The sequence below is a fragment of the Streptomyces sp. NPDC026246 genome, from assembly GCF_055567995.1.
Map to the genome: position 1 here is coordinate 185,655 of NZ_JBVHPJ010000007.1, position 16,229 is coordinate 201,883.

Genomic DNA, 16,229 nt, shown 5'->3' on the forward strand with positions numbered 1-16,229 from the left:
CCGCAGGCGAACGACCCGAGGAAGAGGAGCGAGGTCTGTGAGCGAGTCGGTGACGTCCTCAGCGGCGGGCATGACGGCGGAGTCCGCCTTCACCGGCATGAGAGCCGTGGCCCCGGTGGTGTTCCGGGCCGGCTGCCCGGACTGCCGGGAGCGCTTCGAGCTCGCCGCGGGTGCGCTGCGCCTCGCCATCGGCGCGTCCAGCCGCACCACCTTCTACTCCTTCACCTGCCCCCAGTGCGGCTCGTCGGTCCGCAAGCCCGCGGGGGAGCGGATCGTGGAGCTGCTCACCGGCGGCGGGGTGCGCACGCTGCGGCTGCACTCGACGCTCTGACGGGCGGGGACGTACCGCCCCCCGGGACGGTCTAGGCTCGACGTCATGTTCTGGCCGATGTTCGCGGTTGCCGTGGGATTCGTGGGTCTTGCCGTGCTGGCGGTGTTCGCCGTGCGGGTCTTCGTGGCCGCGCAGGACCTGGGCAGGCAGGTCACGGACTCGGCGCGCCGGATCAACCGGGCCGCGGAGGATCTGGAGCGGGCGGCGGAGAGCGCGGCCCGGTCGGCCGACGCCCTGTGAACCGTCCGGGCGGGCCGCGCGCCGTGCACCGGCTTGCCCTGTCACCGGGCAGGCAGAGACAGGTACGCTGCTGATCGTGGTCCGGTTAACGAGGCGCGGGCCGCGGACGGGAGTACGCACAGGGGACGCAGAGGGATTGCCTCACGTTCACCCCCGGGCGTTACGATCGCTGTCGACCCGATCGTCCGGACATGTGTCCGACCGGTCGGACAGCACCCCACCACAGCCGCCTCGGTGAGAAGGTAAAGACTTATGTTCGGAAGGCTCGGAGCCCCCGAGATCATTCTCATCCTCGTCGTCATCATCCTGCTGTTCGGCGCGAAGAAGCTTCCGGACATGGCTCGGTCGCTCGGCAAGTCCGCCCGCATCCTCAAGAGCGAGGCCAAGGCGATGAAGGACGAGAACAAGTCGTCCACCACCCCGGCCGGCCCGCCGAACCCCGACGAGCCCTCGCAGCGCACGATCCAGGCCGCTCCCGGCGACGTGACCAGCTCGCGCCCGGTCAGCGAGCCCACGGACACGACCAAGCGCTGACGCAGGGCCGGTGACCTCCGGCCCGCCGCACGAGATGGGAACGTGGGTTGCTGAAGTCTGCCCGCAAGCAGGAGAAGGATCCCGAGGGGCGGATGCCCCTCGCGGAGCACCTCCGCGAGCTCCGCAACCGGCTCGCCAAGGCGATCCTGGCGATCGTCCTCGTCACGATCGTCGCCGCCTTCTTCTACAACGACATCATCAACTTGATCACCGAGCCGATCCTCGACTCGGTCGGTTGTGAGAAGACTTTCGCGGAGCTCGCCCAGGCGCAGCCGGGCTCGAAGCCGTGCGCGCAGATCACCATCAACGGTCTGCTCGCCCCCTTCACGCTGGCCCTGAAGGTGTCCCTCATGGCCGGTGTCGTGCTGGCCTCGCCGATCTGGCTCTACCAACTGTGGGCCTTCGTCGCGCCCGGACTGCACCGGCATGAGAAGAAGTACGCCTACGCCTTCGTCGGCACGGGCGCCCCGCTGTTCGTCGCCGGTGCCTACTTCGCCTACACGGTGCTCCCCACCACGGCCAAAGTGCTCATCGAGTTCACTCCCGGCAACGCGTCCAACCTGCTTCCGCTGGACGAGTTGCTCGATCTGGTCATGCGGATGGTGCTCGTCTTCGGCCTCTCCTTCGAGCTGCCGCTGCTGCTGGTCATGCTCAACCTCACCGGGGTCCTGGCCGGCAAGCGCATGCTCGGCTGGTGGCGCGCCATGATCATGGGCATCACCGTGTTCGCGGCCATCGCCACGCCCAGCACCGACCCGCTGACCATGCTGGCGCTGGCGGCGCCGATCTGGATCCTGTACTTCACCGCTGTCGCCTTCTCGCTGCTGAACGACCGCCGCCGCAGCCGCCGCGACGCCCTCGGCCCCGCCGACGACGAGGCCTCCGCGCTCGACCTCACGCCCGAGGACATCGGCGAGATCGAGCCCGTGACCACCAGCCGGGCCGCGCTGCCCGAGCAGGCGAGCGGAGATCGCACGGACCGGGTCAACGGTTATGACGACGTGACCTGAGGAACGCCGGCCGGCTCGTAGGGTCATCCCCGTGACCAGCGAGATCACCCTCTTCGTCAACCCCACCGCGGGCCGCGGCCGGGGCGCCCGCGCGGCGCAGCCGGCCGCTTCCGCGTTGCGAGCGGCCGGCTTCTCCGTGCGCACGGTGCTCGGGGAGGACGCCGAGGACGCCCTGGCCCGTGCGCGGGCCGCCGTGGCGGGCGGCACCGGGGCGCTGGTCGCCGTCGGCGGCGACGGCATGGCGAACCTGGCGCTGCGCGCCGTCGCCGGCACGCGCACGCCGCTCGGCCTGGTCGCCGTCGGCACCGGCAACGACTTCGCCCGCGCGCTCGGCATGCCCGTACGGGAACCGGCCGCAGCGGGCCGCATGATCGCCGACGCGCTCAAGGGCGGCCGGATCCGCGACGTCGACCTGGGGCAGGTGGGGGACCGCTGGTTCGGCACGGTGCTCGCCTCCGGCTTCGACTCCCGCGTCAACGACCGCGGCAACCGCATGCGATGGCCCGCCGGACGCCTCCGGTACGACCTGGCGATGATCGCCGAGCTGGCCGGCCTGCGACCCGTGCCCTACCGGATCCGCCTCGACGACGGCGAGGCCCTGGAGGTCGAGGCGACCCTGGTGGCGGTCGGCAACGGCCCCTCCTACGGCGGCGGCATGCGCATCTGCCCGGATGCCGACCTCACCGACGGGCTGTTCGACGTCACGGTGGTCGGGCACTGCAGCCGCAGGACGCTGCTGCGCGTCTTCCCGGGCGTGTACCGCGGCACCCACGTCGAGCACCCGAAGGTGACCGTGCTGCGGGCGGCCCGGGTGGAGATCGCCGCCGACGGCGTCACCGGCTACGCCGACGGGGAGGCGCTCGGCGCGCTGCCGCTCGGTGCCCGCTGCGTCCGCGGGGGCGTGCGGGTCGTCGGCCCCTGAGCTGCGCCGATCCCAGGTTTGGGGAAACCCGATCCGGATAATGATCGTCCTGTTGTCAGTGCGGCCCGGTACGCTCGAAAGCACGATGACAGAGGACCTCTCACCGGCCGAGCGGTACGCGGCAGCCCGCAAGCGCGCTGCCGAGCAGGCCACCGCGCTCGCCTCCTTCCGCGAGATGTACGACTTCGGCCTCGACCCCTTCCAGATCGAGGCCTGCCAGGCGCTCGAGGCGGGGAAGGGCGTGCTGGTCGCCGCGCCCACCGGCTCCGGCAAGACGATCGTCGGCGAGTTCGCCGTCCACCTCGCCCTCGGGCAGGGCAAAAAGTGCTTCTACACGACACCCATCAAGGCGCTGTCGAACCAGAAGTACGCCGACCTGTGCCGCCGCTACGGCGCGGACAAGGTCGGCCTGCTCACCGGTGACAACAGCGTCAACTCCGACGCCCCCGTGGTCGTGATGACCACCGAGGTGCTGCGGAACATGCTGTACGCCGGGTCGCAGACCCTCCTGGGCCTGGGCTACGTGGTCATGGACGAGGTGCACTACCTCTCCGACCGGTTCCGCGGCGCGGTCTGGGAAGAGGTGATCATCCACCTGCCCGAGTCCGTCACCCTGGTCTCGCTCTCGGCGACCGTGTCGAACGCCGAGGAGTTCGGCGACTGGCTCGACACCGTCCGCGGTGACACCGAGGTGATCGTCTCCGAGCACCGGCCCGTGCCGCTGTTCCAGCACGTGCTGGCCGGGCGGCGGATGTACGACCTGTTCGAGGAGGGCGAGGGCCGTAAGAGGGCCGTCAACCCGGACCTCACCCGCATGGCGCGCATGGAGGCCAGCCGGCCGTCGTACCAGGACCGCAGGCGCGGCCGGTCGATGCGCGAGGCCGACCGCGAGCGCGAGCGCCGGCAGCGCTCCCGCATCTGGACGCCGAGCCGGCCCGAGGTCATCGAGCGGCTCGACGCCGAGGGGCTGCTGCCCGCCATCACCTTCATCTTCAGCCGTGCCGCCTGCGAGGCGGCCGTCCAGCAGTGCCTGTACGCCGGGCTCCGGCTCAACGACGAGGAGGCGCGCCACCGGGTCCGCTCCCTGGTCGAGGAGCGCACGGCCTCCATCCCCCGCGAGGACCTGCACGTCCTCGGCTACTACGAGTGGCTGGAGGGCCTGGAGCGGGGCATCGCCGCCCACCACGCGGGCATGCTGCCGACCTTCAAGGAGGTCGTGGAGGAGCTCTTCGTGCGCGGGCTGGTCAAGGCCGTCTTCGCGACCGAGACCCTCGCCCTGGGCATCAACATGCCCGCCCGTTCGGTGGTGCTGGAGAAGCTCGTCAAGTGGAACGGCGAGCAGCACGCCGACATCACCCCGGGCGAGTTCACCCAGCTGACGGGCCGGGCCGGGCGGCGCGGCATCGACGTCGAGGGCCACGCCGTGGTGCTGTGGCAGCGCGGCATGAACCCGGACCACCTGGCCGGTCTGGCCGGCACGCGCACGTATCCGCTGCGCTCCAGCTTCAAGCCGTCGTACAACATGGCGGTCAACCTGGTCGAGCAGTTCGGCCGGCACCGCTCGCGGGAGCTGCTGGAGACGTCCTTCGCGCAGTTCCAGGCGGACAAGTCGGTCGTGGGCATCTCCCGTCAGGTGCAGCGCAACGAGGAGGGTCTGGAGGGCTACAAGGCCTCCATGACCTGCCACCTCGGCGACTTCGAGGAGTACGCGCGGCTGCGCCGCGAGCTGAAGGACCGGGAGAACGAGCTGGCCCGCCAGGGCGCCGCCCAGCGGCGTGCGGAGGCCGCCGTGGCGCTGGAGAAGCTGAAGCCCGGTGACGTCATCCACGTGCCCACCGGCAAGTACGCGGGCCTCGCCCTGGTGCTGGACCCGGGGCTGTCCGCGGGGCGGTCCAACGGCCATCGCGGGTTCGAGCACCACGACGGCCCGCGCCCGTTGGTGCTGACCGCCGAGCGGCAGGTCAAGCGGCTGGCGGCGATCGACTTCCCGGTGCCGGTCGAGCCGCTGGAGCGCATGCGCATCCCCAAGTCGTTCAACGCCCGCTCCCCGCAGTCCCGCCGGGACCTCGCCTCCGCCCTGCGCACCAAGGCGGGGCACATCCCGGCCGACCGGCACCGCAAGCGGCGCTCCCAGGCGACCGACGACCGCGAGATCGCCCGGCTGCGGACCGCCCTGCGGGCGCATCCCTGCCACGGGTGCAGCGACCGCGAGGACCACGCCCGCTGGGCCGAGCGCTACCACCGGCTGCTGCGGGACACCTCGCAGCTGGAGCGGCGGATCGAGGGCCGGACGAACACCATCGCCCGGACCTTCGACCGGATCGTCGCGCTGCTGACGGAGCTGGACTACCTGCGCGGTGACGAGGTCACCGAGCACGGCAAGCGCCTCGCGCGGCTGTACGGCGAACTGGACCTGCTCGCCAGCGAGTGCCTGCGCGCGGGCGTCTGGGAGGGCCTCGGCCCGGCCGAACTGGCCGGGTGCGTCTCGGCGTTGGTGTACGAGGCGCGCGTCGGGGACGACGCCATGGCGCCGAAGCTGCCGACGGGCAAGGCCAAGGCCGCACTAGGGGAGACGGTGCGGATCTGGGGGCGGCTGGACGCGCTGGAGGAGGAGTTCCGGATCAGCCAGACCGAGGGGGTCGGGCAGCGCGAGCCGGACCTCGGGTTCGCCTGGGCCGCGTACATGTGGGCCTCGGGCAAGGGGCTGGACGAGGTGCTGCGCGAGGCGGAGATGCCGGCGGGCGACTTCGTGCGCTGGTGCAAGCAGGTCATCGACGTGCTGGGGCAGATCGCGGCGGCGGCACCGGAGGGTTCCTCCGTGGTGAGGAACGCGCGCAAGGCCGTGGATCTGCTGCTGCGGGGTGTGGTCGCCTACTCGTCCGTGGGCTGACCGCGCGCCGCGCGGGTCACGTCCGGGCGCTGGATCGTCGTCGTACGCAAGCCCGTTCACCCGTCGCGGTGAACGGGCTTGCGTACGACGACCTGACCACGTGGACCAACGACCTGCTGTCCCACTGGCGGGAGACGGCGGCCCGGGCGGGCCGAGCCGACCGACGCCCTGCGTGGCAGGGACCTTCGACCCGGCGATGTCGTAGATGCTCGCACGCACCCTGACATCTGTCAGGGACGCGACGTCTCCAGCGGGCTCTACGGTTCGAGGCGCTGGGTCGGAGACCTGTCGGTCGCTTTCGGCTGGAGCGAGGCCGCGAGGCGGCGCGTTCCGTATACACGGGAGACGGCAGTGCACGAAGAGGTTCTGGTCTTGTTCTTCGTGCTGACAACTGTGCTCGCGGTAGCTCCGTTCACCAGTGTCGATCGGTTCACATTCGACAAGGAGTAGACATGCGCAGTATTCGCCGGATCTTCAGCGTGGGCGCGGCGGCGCTCATGCTCACTGCGGGGCTCGTAGCCGGTTCCTCCAGTGCAGCACAAGCTGCGGAATCAGACTGCACGGGAGGTGCGAACGGTTTCACCGACATCCCGGACAGCCTCAGCGGTCGCGGTGTGGCAGGGGCCGGTGCGGTGGTGGTCAACCTCGGTAACACGCCTTACGCCGTCGCCTCCTACGCGATGCAGGCCGGGACCGTCGGCGGCCGGGAGATGGCGTGGGGCGTCCTGAGCACCAGTTCCAGTCTCTGGGGGGCCGGTGCCAGGGGATGGGTCTGGATGGATGTCTCCAACGACGGCACCAAGTCGTGGATCCAGTGCGGCCCCTTCACGGTGACTTCGGCCGGAGCCAGGATCACGACCGCCGCCTACCCGACCAGCAGCTCGTCGAGTCGGGCCTTCCGCGTGTGCGCACAGGCGACCACTCCCTCGCCGGTCAGCGGCATCCAGTGCACTGGCTGGTGGTAGACCCGCCGACCGAAAGGGGTAGCCCTTCCGTGAAGGGTATGCGCACAGCGGCGCCGCCGTCCGGGGCCGTCGGGCTGGTTGAAGAGCTCCAGGACTCAGGCCGGACCGACATGGGAGAGACCGGGCCCGGCTCGTAGGCGGTGCCGGACGATCAGGCCGGTGCCCAGGGTCCGACTCCCGCCAGACGTGGACAGTGGCCTTGTTCCGGGTGCCGGCCGAGCGGAGGCGGCGACCCAACGGGTGTCAGCGTCGAGGATGCCTGCAATGTCCGCCCTCAAGCCTTCTGCAACACCCTTCAGGCCGCTGGGCCCACGGCGCTTCGGTTGCGGGTGAGCAGGTCGGCGACCCGCGCGATCATCTGGCTCTCCGCGCCCTCGCGGGTGGTCGTCGGGTGGTACGCGAGCACGAAGCGGCGTTGCTGGTCGCGAGTGGAGAACGCGGCGTTCTTGTAGCCGTACGTCTCGCCGGTCTTGCCCCAGAGGGTGATGCCGTTGACGGTGGCCTGCTGCAGGCCGGTGCTGTAGCGGGCCGGGGAGCCGTCCAGCATGCGCACATCGTTCGGGGGCAGGGTGAACATCAGTTGGAGCAGCTCGGGTGGGAGCAACTCGCCGGAGAACAGCGCGGGGAGCATCCGGTCGAGGTCACCGGTCGTGGAGATCATGTCGCCCTCGCCGCGGCTGGAGGACTGATCGTAGACAGTGATGTCCCGCAGGCTGCCGTCGGTCATCGCCAGATAACCGTGCACGTGCCGGCCATGGATGCGCGGGTCGTCGCCGGGTACGACGGTGCGCGTCAGGTTCAGCGGACGCAGTACGCGATCCGCGACGGCCTCCCCGTACGGGCGGCTGGTTGCCTTTTCGATGATCAGCGCGGCCAGGGCGTAGTTGATGCCGCGGTACTCCTGCCGGGTGCCCGGGGTGAACTTCAGCGGTCCGTGAGTCGCCGTCGCCACCCACTGCTGTGGCGTCCAGTGGTCGAAGCGGTGGCGGACCACCTCCTCCGGGGTTCGTGGGTCCGGTATGCCGACGTGGTCGGGCAGTCCGCTGGTGTGGTTCAGCAGGTTCGCCACGGTGACAGCCGCGAACCGGGCCGGCAGCAGCCCTGGCAGGACGCGCCGCACGGGCGCGTCCAGGTCGACCAGGCCCTCCGCTACCAGCTGCAGCACCACTGTGGCGACGAAGACCTTGGTGATGCTGCCGATGCGCACCTTGTCCCGTGCCGTCGGTGGACGGTGCGTCCGGATATCGGCCACACCCGAGGTCCCGCGCCAGTGGCCGGCCGTGCCGCCGACGCACAGCTGAGCCGCGGTCGACGCCGGGTGTTCCAGGTCGTCGATCGCCACCCGCAGAGCGGTGGGGTCCAGCGGCGGGATCGGCGTGCCCAAGGGGAGGGCGCGGTGGGCGGGCAGCACTGCGGTGGCGGCCGGCGCGGTCGTCCCCGACAGCGTGACGCCCACAAAAGCTCTGCGTGACATGCGCGTTGAGGTCATGCCTCTCACCCTGTCAGCGGGTAGGTCCCGTGGTCACCGGGGTTCACCCCGCAGCGATCCCCGGTCACACCCTGACCCGCCCCGAACAACTCGCTTGGCCGGCGAGCTGTCCTGGTCCTGCCGGCACGTGAGCGCATGGCGATGTGCGTACCGCGATCAGCGGTCGCCGCAACGGTTGATGAACTCCTGGACGCCGAGGGCGGGTGGATCTTGAGCTGCGGAAATGGTTTGCCGACCCGGTGGCTGTGTGTCACCGTTCGGCCTGGACCGGCAGTTGATCATCGGCGGCCGGTCGACATCGACATGTCGGTGACCTCTCGGGGACTCACCGGAGAGGGGACGAAACGATGGGAACCGGCGCCGTGGCGAACCATTACGAGGACGAGTGTCGCCGGTCGTTGGCCGAGGAGCAGGCGAAGAGCCTTGCCGAGACCAACAACTGGGAACATGTGGACAGGGAGCGGGTCCACCAGGACTGGGACGTCCTGTACCGGGAGTTCACGGCTTTGCTGGACGGCGGCTCCCTGCCGGGGGATGAGCAGATCCAGGAGCTCGTCCGCAAACACTTCGACATCGTGAGCCGGTTCTACACCCCCTCCAGGGAGGCTTACGTCGGCATGTCGCTCTTCTACGCCGAGGACGAGGCCATGCGGGCGTTCCACGATTCCTATCACCCCGAACTGGCGGAGTTCCTGGGCGCCGCGATCAAGGTGTTCGCCGAGCAAGGGAGCGGGTTCGCACCCGGTGCAGGGGCCGAGGCCTCGGCCTAGTCGGGCGACCCGGGCCAGGACAGCAGGGACGGGGTGGGCCCCAAGGCCGTCGCGGTCCTGTCGGCCCTGTCGGCGAGAGCGCCGACCTCGACGGCGACGGTTTCGTCCACCGGGCCGTGTACAACCGCTGGAAGGACGTGCTCGGTCGCTCAGAGCGTGAGGACCGGTCGCGTGGAGAAGTTGTCGTACAGACCTTCCCCGTCGGGTCCGTGCACGAACTCGGCCGTGTCGGGGTTGCGGTTGGCGGTCGCCAGGGGGAGCCAGGCCGGCAGGTGGCCGTAGCCGCCGCACACCGACTCGCCCCCGTCGCCGCCGTGGACGGCGGTGACATCGCTGGTCAGCTCGGCGCGGTAGGTGTCGTAGGCGATGTGCAGGCCGAAGGCGTTCAGTTCGTTGTGGGGGCCGGTGTCGTCGCCGTAGGGGATGCGGTCCAGGGGACAGCCGTTGCCCCACCGGAACAGCGTGTCCGACCCTGCGCCGCAGGCGTGTTCCCACTCGTCGGGGCTCGGCATCCGCAGGCCACGGGCGGTGAGGGCTGCCGGTAGGTCGGCCGGGGGTCCGGTCAGGGTCTCGTCCTTCACGGCCATGAGGACGGTGGCCAGGTGGACACTGCGAGGAGCACTGAGGACCCGCGCGAGATGGGTGCCCAGGTCGGGCCCGTAGCCGTAGCCCTGCTCCCGGCTTTCGGCGTAGTCGGCGGCCTGCTGGGGTGTCGGCTGCCAGGTGTTGAGGTCGAAACCCAGGGACACCCGGCCTCCGGGTATCAGAGCGAATTCCTGCCCGTCCCGCTCGACCCGGACGCGGTGCAGCGGGGCACCGAGGTGTTCGGTGGCCTCGATGAGTGACACCCGGCCGCATACGTGGTCAGCGGCCTCCTGGGCGATCCGCCGGGTGGTGGCCTCGTCGACGGTCCGCCACAGGTCGAGAGTGAGATCAGCGAGCGACATGGCCGGCAGTGTGGCACGCGGCACTGACACGGCACGCGAGTGCGAAAGCCGCCTGGCGGGGGCGCCGTCACCCCAGGGGCGGGGGTGGACAAGCTACTGCGTGACTCCGTTGGCGACTTGAGGCGGGCGGGGCCGGGGTGTCGGCAAGAGCGTTTTCGTATGCCTGTGCGCTGTCACGCACTGCATTCGAACGGTTTCGCAGCGTGCAACCGGGTGAGCCTACTATCCCTTCGCAACCGGTTTCCGGCAGTTGCCGAATATGACACGGCGATGATCCGGTCGGACTAAGCTCGCCCGCAGCGCCCCGCCTTGAGGTGAATTCGGGCGCTTGTTCCCTAATGCGCAGATGATCCGGACCGTTCCCTGACATACCCCCTTGCACGTCCCCGCGAACCTCAGTCGACTCCTGTCAGAAGGCCCCCATGGTGAGTGTTCAGTCCCCTCCCGGTCGCCGTGAACTTCCGCCCGCGCGCGTCCTGTTGCTCCCGGCCATAGTGATGGCCGCGGCGACCGGGGCCGCCGTCGCCCTGGTGACGGCACCGGCCCGGCTCGCCGTCGGCTGGTGCGGTGGCATCGCCACCGTGCTGGTGGTCGCGACCGCCGCCGAGGCGGTGCGCCGCGGCCGTGCGCTGCGCAGCCGGCAGGCCGAGCACGCCCGGCGCACCGAGTACCTCGAACAGCGCCTCGCCGTCCGGGAGAACGAACTGATCCGGTTCTCCCGGGAGATCGTCCCCGCCGCACTCGACCTGCTGCGCACGGGAGAGTCGCCCCGCGAGGTGATCCGCAAGCTCGGCCTGGCCGACCCCGCCTACCGCGACCTCCCGGCGGACCAGGTGGAGACGCTGCTGACGGTCCTCAAGATCGTCGACCGCGAAGTGACCATGCGCGACGCGGCCTCGCGCTCCTTCGTCAGTGTCGCCCGGCGCGTCCAGGCGATCATCCATCAGCAGGCCGAGGAACTCCGGGAGATGGAGGAGGATCACGGCCGCAACCCCGAGGTCTTCGACGACCTGCTGCGCATCGACCACGGCAACGCCCTGATCGGCCGCCTGGCCGACTCCGTCTCCGTCCTCGGCGGCGGCCGCCCCGGGCGGCAGTGGCCCGAGCCGGTGTCGCTCTACAGCACCCTGCGCGGCGCCATGTCCCGCATCCTGGAGTACCGGCGCATCCAGCTGTCCTCGATCGCCAAGGTCAGCGTCAAGGGCATCTACGTCGAGCCGGTCATCCACGCCGCCGCCGAACTCCTCGACAACGCCACGCGCTACTCGCCGCCGCAGACCAAGGTGCACGTCACGGCGACCGAGGTGCAGACCGGCGTCTGCATCGAGATCGAGGACGGCGGCGTCAACCTCAACGAGGAGGCCCGGGCCCGGATCGAGGGCCTGCTGGAGGCCGCCAAGGCGGGCGTCGACCTGCAGGACATCGGTGAGCACCCGCGTCTCGGCCTCGCCGTCGTCGGCCGGCTGTGCACCGCGTACAACATGCAGGTCTCGCTGCGCGCCTCCGCGTACGGCGGCGTGCGCGCCATCCTCATCGTGCCGAGCGAGATGATCACCCACGAGCCCGGTGTCGGCCTGGCCCACGGCATCGGCGCCACCGGCATCCCCATGACCGTCGGCATCCCCGAGGGCCCCAAGCGCACGCCCAAGAAGCGCCGCCCGACCAGCCCGAAGATCCCCGCCACGGTCACCCTGGAGGACGACGACGTCCCCGAGGTCACCGAGTGGACGGCCAACGGCCTGCCGCAGCGCCGCAGCCGCGTGAAGATGCCGCTCGCCGAACGGCTGGCCCAGCAGGCCGCCTACGAGCAGGCCGACCGCGAGGCCGAGGAGCGCGGCGAGTACAACCCCTGGGCCGCGGTGCAGGAGCCGGAGCACAAGCCCCTGCGGGACATGAGCGCGCCCGACGCCCCCGGCAAGGGTTTGGAGGCCTTCTGGGAAGGGCTCAAGCAGGGCATCGAACCCGGCACCCACCCGACGGACTTCATCCGCAACCCGACCAAGTACCTGCACCTGATCAACGATCCGGCCCCCACCGAGGCCGAGGACGAGGGGGACCTCAAGTGATCCAGCAGCGAGGCAACTTCGACTGGATGCTCAAGCAACTCGCCGACGGCGTGCCCGGCATCGAGATGATCGTGGTGCTCTCGGCCGACGGACTGCGCATCGCCCGCCACGGCGGCGAGCCCGACGCCGCCGACCGGGTCGCCGCGGCCTGCGCCGGACTGCAGTCCCTCGCCGGCAGCATCTGCCAGGAACTCTCCGTCGGCGACGGGGAGATGAAGCTGGTCATGATCGAGATCGACCGCGGCTACTTCTACCTGATGAACGCCGGGGCCAACGCCTTCCTCGCGGTGCTCTCCGACGTCCGGTGCGAACCCGGCCGGATGAGCGCGATGATGCGCGACCTGGTCGTCCGGATCGGCGGGCACCTCACCAGTCCGCCCCGGCGGAACGGGCACGTCGTATGACCCCTCCCCAACGCCAGAGGCGCGACCCCGTACCGGACGCGCCCCCGCCCGGGGAGGGCGAGGGCAAGGTCCGCAACCCCGAGCGGATGTACGTGGTGGCCGGCCCGGACGGAGAGCGGGCCGAACTCGACCTGGTGACGCTGATCGTGGCGCGCGCCACGGACCCGCCGCCCTCCGCCTCGCCCGAACAGGCGGCGCTGCTCCGGCTGTGCGCCGCCCCCCTGTCCGTGGCCGAGCTGTCGGCCTACCTCCACCTGCCGTTCAGCGCCATGGGCACGCTGCTCACCGAGCTGCTGACGGCGGAACTGGTGCAGGCGCGCGCCCCGATCGTCCCCAAGGCGCGCTCCGACCGTTCCCTCCTCGAAGCGGTGATGCATGGACTTCAACGGCTCTGACACCATCCCGGGCCCCCGGGCCGAGGACCAGCTGCCCCAGACCGCGCAGGCCGCGGCCAAGATCGTGATCGTGGGCGGCTTCGGCGTCGGCAAGACGACCATGGTCGGCTCGGTCAGCGAGATCACCCCGCTGACCACCGAGGAGACCATGACCCAGGCCGGGGTGGGCGTCGACGACAACTTCGGCTCCGCGACCAAGACGGCCACCACCGTCGCCATGGACTTCGGGCGCATCAGCATCACCGAGCAGCTCGTGCTGTACCTCTTCGGCACGCCCGGCCAGCAGCGCTTCTGGTTCCTGTGGAACGGCCTGTTCGAGGGCGCGCTCGGCGCGGTGGTCCTGGTCGACACCCGGCGCCTGGAGGTCAGCTTCGACGTCATGGGGCGCCTGGAGGAACGCGGCGTCCCGTTCGTGGTCGCCGTCAACTCCTTCCCGGACGCGCCCCGTTACGCCCTGGAGGAGCTGCGCACGGCACTCGACCTCACACCGGACATCCCGATCGTGGAGTGCGACGCGCGGCGGCGGGCCTCCAGCCGGGACGTCCTGATGACCCTCATGCGGTTCCTGCACTCGCTCGCCATGACGGGCTCCCGCGCCTGATCGGCGCGACCCGCACCGCACCTTCCCCCCTGTGACACCTGGAAAGCTCCGGAGCGACCACTGTGACGCCTGAATCCCACGCCCCGACCGGTACGGACGCCTCCCGGCCCGGCCCGCCCCCCGGCTGCCCCGCGCACGCCCTCGGGCCCGGAGGACTGCACCGGCTGCACGAGGTGGAGGACCTGGGAGCGCTGTACGAGCAACTGCGCGAGCAGCACGGCCCCGTGGCGCCGGTGCTGCTCCACGACGACGTGCCGATGTGGATCGTGCTGGGCCACGCCGAGAACCTGCACATGGTGCGCTCGCCCTCGCAGTACTGCCGGGACAGCCGGATCTGGACCCCCCTGCGGGAGGGCCTGGTCAAGCCCGACCACCCGCTGATGCCGCACATCGCCTGGCAGCCCATCGCCTCGCACGCCGAGGGCGACGAGCACAAGCGGCTGCGCGGCGCCGTCATGGGCGCCATCTCCACCATCGACTTCCGCAGCCTGCGGCGGTACATCAACCGCAGCACGCAGGCCATCGTCAACCGGTTCTGCGAGGTGGGCGAGGCCGACCTGGTGGGCCAGTTCACCGAGCACCTGCCGATGGCGGTGATGTGCGAGATCCTCGGTATGCCCGACGAGTACAGCGACCGCCTCGTGGAGGCCGCCCGCGACGCCCTCAAGGGCACCGAGACCGCGATCGCCAGCCATGCCTTCGTGATGGACGCCCTGAGCCGGCTCACCGCCCGGCGCCGCGCCCAGCCGGAGGAGGACCTGGCCAGCTACCTGATCACGCACCCCGCCCGGCTGAGCGACGACGAGGTCCGCGAGCACCTGCGCCTGGTGCTGTTCGCGGCCTACGAGGCCACCACGAACCTGCTGTCGAACGTGCTGCTCACGGTGTTGATCGACCCGCGCTTCCGGGCGCAGCTCAACGGCGGTCAGATGACGGTGCCGGAGGCGGTGGAGCAGTCCCTGTGGAACGAGCCGCCCTTCAGCACGGTCTTCGCCTACTTCGCCAAGCAGGAGACCGAGCTGGGCGGCCAGCGCATCCGCCGCGGCGACGGCCTGCTCTTCGCCCCGCTCCCGGCGAACGTCGACCCCAGGGTGCGGCCGGACCTGAAGGCCAGCATGCAGGGCAACCGGTCCCATCTCGCCTTCGGGGGCGGTCCGCACGAGTGCCCGGGCCAGGACATCGGCCGGTCCATCGCCGACGTCGGCGTGGACGCCCTGCTGATGCGGCTGCCGGACGTCGAGCTCGACTGCGACGAGGAGGAGCTGCGCTGGACGGCGTCCATCGCCTCCCGGCACCTGGTGGACCTGCCGGTGACGTTCTCGCCGAAGCCGATGCAGGACGTGTCCGAGCAGCCCCATCACAAGCCGGTCCCCGCGCAGCGCTCCGACTGGCAGATCGGCACCGTGCAGCCGCAGCCGCAGCACCAGCACCAGCACCAGCCGCAGCACCAGCCCCAGCCGCAGGTCCTGTCGCCGGCGCAGCCCGTGCCGACCGCAGCCGCGCTGCCGCAGCCGGCCCCCGTGCGGCCCCAGCCGGTTCCTCCGCCGCCGGTCCCGCCGGCACCGGTGGCGGAGGCGCCGGCCGGCCGCGGGGGAGTGTGGCAGCGGTTCCTCAGCTGGTGGCGCGGCTACTGACCGTGCGGGGGGCCGTCGCACGTGGCGTCGCACGTCCCGGCGGCCCACCGGTCGTACGACGTCCAGGCGGCGAGCGTGCGGGTGCTGCGGAACCGGTGCTCCCGGCCGGTGACCGGGTCGGTGAACTCCAGCGCCCGCGCCAGCAGTTGCAGGGGTCGTCGGAAGTCACCGGGTGGGGCCGGGGCGGCGACCCGCGGGTAGAGCGGGTCGCCGAGGATCGGGACGCCCAGCGCGCTCATGTGGACCCGCAGCTGATGCGTCTGCCCGGTCCGCGGCAGCAACCGGTACCGTGCGAGCCCGCCCGTCTCGTCCGGGTGCCGCTGCAGCAGGTCCACCTCACTGACGGCGTTGGGCTCCCCGGGCACCTCCCGGGCGGTGAGCGTCCCGCGCTCCTTCACGATCCGGCTGCGCACGGTCCGGGGCAGGACGAGCGCGGGGTCGTACGGGGCGACGGCCTCGTACTCCTTGCGGACCAGCCGGTCGCGGAACAGCGTCTGGTAGGCCCCGCGCTCCCCGGGGCGCACGGTGAACAGCACGAGTCCGGCCGTGAGGCGGTCCAGGCGGTGCGCGGCGGTGAGCGCGGGCAGGTCGAGCTCCCGGCGCAGCCGCGCCAGCGCGGTCTCGGCGACGTGCCCGCCGCGCGGGGTGGTGGCCAGGAAGTGCGGCTTGTCGACCACGACGATGTGCTCGTCCCGGTGCACGACCTCCAGCGGGAACGGCACCGGCACCTCGTCGGGCAGCTCCCGGTGGAACCACACGAACGACCCGGGATCGTAGGGCGCGTCCGGGGCGACCGGCCGTCCGTCGGCCGTCACGATCAGCCCTGCCCGGAGCATCTCGTCGACGACGCCGTCCCCCGCCCCGCTGAGCCGCTCGACCAGATGGTCGCGCACGGTGGACCACGGGCCGGAGAGCGGCAGCCGCACGCGCACCGCGTCCACGCCGTGGCGCTGCGGCAGGGGGGAGGGCGGAACGGGGGTCTTGCGTCTCATCGTGGTCAGCGTACGAGCCCGGGCGGGGAGACGGGACAC

At 71.1% G+C, this 16,229-nt stretch carries 16 protein-coding genes; 13 read left to right on the forward strand and 3 right to left on the reverse strand.

From position 1 onward, the window contains the following. Positions 1–70 precede the first annotated feature (70 nt). The 7 genes from ACZ4M5_RS19345 to ACZ4M5_RS19375 all read left to right on the forward strand — a co-directional run bounded on the left by ACZ4M5_RS19345 (position 71) and on the right by ACZ4M5_RS19375 (position 6,892). Entirely contained in the window at positions 71–331 is a 261-nt protein-coding gene (locus tag ACZ4M5_RS19345) for a hypothetical protein (protein WP_440581801.1), read from the forward strand. A 45-nt stretch (positions 332–376) separates the two neighbouring features. Continuing rightward, positions 377–571: a hypothetical protein gene (locus tag ACZ4M5_RS19350; RefSeq protein WP_467738338.1), complete on the forward strand. Its 195-nt coding sequence runs from the start codon at positions 377–379 to the stop codon at positions 569–571. A gap of 252 nt (positions 572–823) precedes the next feature. Then, entirely contained in the window at positions 824–1,105 is a 282-nt protein-coding gene (tatA, locus tag ACZ4M5_RS19355; RefSeq protein WP_467738340.1) for a Sec-independent protein translocase subunit TatA, read from the forward strand. A gap of 47 nt (positions 1,106–1,152) precedes the next feature. Next, complete coding sequence (tatC, locus tag ACZ4M5_RS19360) at positions 1,153–2,115, forward strand: twin-arginine translocase subunit TatC (RefSeq protein ID WP_467738342.1); 963 nt, start codon at positions 1,153–1,155, stop codon at positions 2,113–2,115. Between the two features lie 31 nt (positions 2,116–2,146). Further along, the gene (locus ACZ4M5_RS19365) at positions 2,147–3,037 is read left to right on the forward strand and encodes a diacylglycerol kinase (protein ID WP_467738344.1); all 891 of its coding nucleotides are present in this window, start codon (positions 2,147–2,149) and stop codon (positions 3,035–3,037) included. Between the two features lie 40 nt (positions 3,038–3,077). After that, complete coding sequence (locus ACZ4M5_RS19370) at positions 3,078–5,927, forward strand: DEAD/DEAH box helicase (RefSeq protein ID WP_467738346.1); 2,850 nt, start codon at positions 3,078–3,080, stop codon at positions 5,925–5,927. Positions 5,928–6,379: 452 nt separating this feature from the next. Then, a complete protein-coding gene (locus ACZ4M5_RS19375) occupies positions 6,380–6,892 on the forward strand; it encodes a hypothetical protein (RefSeq protein ID WP_467738348.1) in 513 nt (170 codons plus the stop codon). A 295-nt stretch (positions 6,893–7,187) separates the two neighbouring features. Here ACZ4M5_RS19375 and ACZ4M5_RS19380 read toward each other — a convergent pair whose 3' ends face one another. Continuing rightward, positions 7,188–8,381, reverse strand: a complete 1,194-nt coding sequence (locus ACZ4M5_RS19380; protein ID WP_467738350.1) for a serine hydrolase domain-containing protein — start codon at positions 8,379–8,381, stop codon at positions 7,188–7,190. Positions 8,382–8,743: 362 nt separating this feature from the next. On the opposite strand from ACZ4M5_RS19380, the gene ACZ4M5_RS19385 reads away from it, so the two are divergent. Further along, positions 8,744–9,151: a TipAS antibiotic-recognition domain-containing protein gene (locus ACZ4M5_RS19385; RefSeq protein ID WP_467738352.1), complete on the forward strand. Its 408-nt coding sequence runs from the start codon at positions 8,744–8,746 to the stop codon at positions 9,149–9,151. A gap of 149 nt (positions 9,152–9,300) precedes the next feature. Here ACZ4M5_RS19385 and ACZ4M5_RS19390 read toward each other — a convergent pair whose 3' ends face one another. Next, positions 9,301–10,098, reverse strand: coding sequence for a hypothetical protein (locus ACZ4M5_RS19390; protein WP_467738353.1), 798 nt, complete (start codon positions 10,096–10,098; stop codon positions 9,301–9,303). A gap of 422 nt (positions 10,099–10,520) precedes the next feature. Here ACZ4M5_RS19390 and ACZ4M5_RS19395 point away from each other — a divergent pair, with 422 nt between their 5' ends. From ACZ4M5_RS19395 to ACZ4M5_RS19415, 5 genes are all read left to right on the forward strand, one after another. Beyond that, positions 10,521–12,164 carry a sensor histidine kinase gene (locus tag ACZ4M5_RS19395; RefSeq protein WP_467738355.1) on the forward strand — a complete coding sequence of 548 codons (1,644 nt, stop codon included), beginning with the start codon at positions 10,521–10,523 and terminating at the stop codon, positions 12,162–12,164. Next, on the forward strand, positions 12,161–12,568 hold the full coding sequence (locus ACZ4M5_RS19400; RefSeq protein WP_467738357.1) for a roadblock/LC7 domain-containing protein: 408 nt from the start codon (positions 12,161–12,163) through the stop codon (positions 12,566–12,568). Before ACZ4M5_RS19395 ends, ACZ4M5_RS19400 begins: the two co-directional genes overlap by 4 nt. Further along, a complete protein-coding gene (locus ACZ4M5_RS19405; RefSeq protein WP_467738359.1) occupies positions 12,565–12,963 on the forward strand; it encodes a DUF742 domain-containing protein in 399 nt (132 codons plus the stop codon). Before ACZ4M5_RS19400 ends, ACZ4M5_RS19405 begins: the two co-directional genes overlap by 4 nt. Continuing rightward, on the forward strand, positions 12,944–13,564 hold the full coding sequence (locus ACZ4M5_RS19410; RefSeq protein WP_369198187.1) for a GTP-binding protein: 621 nt from the start codon (positions 12,944–12,946) through the stop codon (positions 13,562–13,564). Before ACZ4M5_RS19405 ends, ACZ4M5_RS19410 begins: the two co-directional genes overlap by 20 nt. Positions 13,565–13,626: 62 nt before the next feature. Continuing rightward, a complete protein-coding gene (locus tag ACZ4M5_RS19415) occupies positions 13,627–15,198 on the forward strand; it encodes a cytochrome P450 (protein WP_467738361.1) in 1,572 nt (523 codons plus the stop codon). Here ACZ4M5_RS19415 and ACZ4M5_RS19420 read toward each other — a convergent pair. Then, entirely contained in the window at positions 15,192–16,190 is a 999-nt protein-coding gene (locus ACZ4M5_RS19420) for an RluA family pseudouridine synthase (RefSeq protein WP_467738363.1), read from the reverse strand. The genes ACZ4M5_RS19415 and ACZ4M5_RS19420 overlap by 7 nt on opposite strands. Between the last annotated feature and the right edge of the window lie 39 nt (positions 16,191–16,229).